Here is a 2802-nt window from a genome sequence, read left to right as displayed (position 1 = left end):
ATCTCGACGTCTACGTCAGGCGAATTGAGGTCATCGACCTGCAAGGGAGAGCGCGCGAGGTCAAGCTCTTCTTCAACCAGGACTTTCACCTCTACGGCAACGAAGTCGGGGACACGGCGTACTACGATCCTCGCACCGGGTCCGTCATCCACTACGAGAGGAATCGTTACTTCCTCGTCAATTGCCGCAATTCCAAAGAGTTGGTGGCCGATTACTTCTCTTGCGGCGTCAAGGAGGGGCCCGGAAGGGAGCCATCCTGGAAGGAGGCCAAAGACGGAGAACTCAGCAGGTGTCCGGTCTCCTGGGGACGTGCGGAGTCGACAGTCGGTATGCGGGTGCACGTCCCTGCCGGAGGATCGGGCTCGGCCTTCTACTGGCTGGTTGCCGGCCGGTGCTACGAAGAAGTTGTCCGCATCAACGGGGTCCTTTGCGAGAAGACACCCTCCGAGTTGATCCGCCGAACGTCGGACTACTGGCAGGCATGGGTCCGAAAGGAACCACGATCCTTTGGAGATCTGCCGAGTTCTGTTGCGGACGTCTTCAATCGCAGCCTTCTCATCTTGAGAACCCAGATCGACAACCGAGGGGCGATCATCGCCGCGAACGACTCGGACATCGAGCGTTTCGGGGGAGATACGTACTCCTATATGTGGGGCCGCGACGGGGCATTCACCGCCGCCGCGCTCGAGAAGGCCGGCTACTCGGAGCTGTGCCGGAAGTTTTTCGAGTTCTGCCGCGGGGCGTTGTCCGAGGAGGGATACCTCTTTCAGCACTACATCCCGGATGGATCGATGGCCAGCAACTGGCACGCGTGGCTGCGGGACGGGAAGGAGGTGCTGCCCATCCAGGAAGACTCGACCGCCCTGATTCTCTGGGCGCTCTGGCTTCACTACAAGTCCTCGAGGGACCTGGAGTTCATCCGGTCCCTCTACGAGACGCTCATTCTGAAGTCCGCAGACTTTCTGGTGGCGCATCGCGATTCCGACACGCAACTGCCCATCCCCTCTTACGACCTCTGGGAGGAGCGCTACGGAGTCCACTCGTACACGGTCGCCGCAGTGATCGCCGGCCTTCGAGGGGCGGCGAACTTCGCGAGAGTGTTTCAGGATGCTGCCCGAGCCGAGACCTATGACACGGTGGCCGATCAGATGGCGGCGGGCGTAGTGAAGCACCTGTTCCACGCAGGTCACCAGCGGTACGCGCGCTCAGGCTACCGGAACGAAGCGGGCTACGAACTCGACGAGGTGATCGACGTCAGCCTCCTGGGGCTGGCGACGCTCGGCGCGCTCCCTCTGGACGATCCGCGGATCGTTGCAACGGTGGAGGCGGTGCGGCGGCAATTGACGCTCGAGACGCCGATCGGAGGCCTCGCGCGGTATCAGAACGATCGTTATCAGCGGGAAGACGACGTTCCGGAGAGTGTTCCCGGGAACCCCTGGTTCATCTCGATGCTCTGGCTGGGGGAATACCTGGTCGCTCGTGCTGGGAATTTCGAGGAGCTTCACGAAGCTTTGCCTTGCCTCGAGTGGTGCGCCAAGAATGCGCTCCCGTCGGGGGTTCTTGCGGAACAGGTGCACCCCGTAAAGGGTTATCCTCTTTCGGTCTCCCCGCTCACGTGGAGCCACGCTGCCTACGTGTGGGTGGTCTTGCAATACGTGGAGAAGTTCGACTCGCTGAAGACCGGATCAGCGAAGGCGCCCCCGGCGTGCTCATGACTTCCGGAGAAAATCCAGCGGCCTGCCAAGCAGCGGCGCGTCAAGCGAGTGTGCGCCGTAGACGCCGACGGCAACGAAGTCGCCGGCCTCCGATTGCCGGCGCGCGGTTCTGAGCACCGGCGGCGACATCTGCCTTCGCCGGGTCGCGGCCGCACTCTCAAATCATGATGAAAGTATTGAGTTTCGCCCGGACCAGCCGCGCGATTTCGCGCGAGACGGCGACGCCGGCATAGCGAATTGGCCGGGCCTGAGTATCGATGCTGCGGATGTGGCTGGTCAGGATTTCGCCGGCGATCGGCAATCTCGAAGGTAGAACGACGCTGGTCGGGAACGGCCGCACGCGCGACGTAATCGGGCAGACGATCGCCAGGCCGGTGTTCTCGGGTAAAGGTGGCGGGAGAAACCACAAGGGCCGGGCGCTGACCGGCCTGCTCCCGGCCTTTGGTCGGGTCGAAATCCGTCCAGATCAGATCGCCCGTGTCGGGCAAATATTCCGAAGCCGTCATTCCTCGACGATTTCGCGACCGACATCAGGACCCCCAATCAAAGGCTCCGGCATAGGCCGCTCGCCACTCTGCCGGGCTCCTCCCGCGAAACAGCTCCTCCAAGGTGAAACGCGGAACCGCACGGCGGATGACGATTTCCCCGTCATGCGTTTCGATTTCGAGACGCTCGCCATTGCTGAGCCCAGCGGCCTTCACAATCTCTCGCCCGGGAGGCGAATGGCTAGGCTTTTTCCCCACTTGCCAATGGTGACTTGCGACAGGCTATCCTCCTTGTTTGGATATCCTATCATATCCCAGTCGGGTCGCGTTGGCGTGAGCACGCTAACGTGTTCAGCCGCAGCTTGTGCTGAAGCTACCGTCGGGGCAGCATCGGCGAGGCACCGATAGCGCGGATGGAGGGGAGGATGCGTTCCTATGGTTTTACGGCAAGCGCGGCGGCCGCGGCGCTGGTCGGCGGACTGATAGGCTCTGCCTTGAACCCGGCCCTCGGCCAGATCCTGATCATCGGCAATGACGAGAAGCTCGGCTGGGACGAAAGCGGCAAGCAAATTACCCTCGAGCCCGGGCATGACACGGTCTCG

General features: G+C 62.2%; 2 protein-coding genes and 1 pseudogene. 1 reads left to right on the top strand and 2 read right to left on the bottom strand.

The annotated features are described in order from the left end of the window. A partial coding sequence (locus VN461_22745; GenBank protein ID HXB57597.1) for a glycoside hydrolase family 15 protein occupies positions 1 to 1715 on the top strand: 1715 nt, incomplete at its 5' end. Positions 1716 to 1872: 157 nt separating this feature from the next. Here VN461_22745 and VN461_22740 read toward each other — a convergent pair. Both VN461_22740 and VN461_22735 read right to left on the bottom strand, forming a co-directional pair. Next, a complete protein-coding gene (locus tag VN461_22740; protein HXB57596.1) occupies positions 1873 to 2124 on the bottom strand; it encodes a type II toxin-antitoxin system PemK/MazF family toxin in 252 nt (83 codons plus the stop codon). Positions 2125 to 2170: 46 nt separating this feature from the next. Beyond that, positions 2171 to 2221 (bottom strand): annotated as a pseudogene (locus VN461_22735) (hypothetical protein). Positions 2222 to 2802 lie beyond the last annotated feature (581 nt).

The sequence above is a fragment of the Vicinamibacteria bacterium genome, from assembly GCA_035570235.1.
In the GTDB taxonomy this organism is placed as follows: Bacteria; Acidobacteriota; Vicinamibacteria; order Fen-336; family Fen-336; genus DATMML01.
Note: the sequence above shows the minus strand (reverse complement) of the source record. Positions and strands in the feature narration are given on the sequence as shown.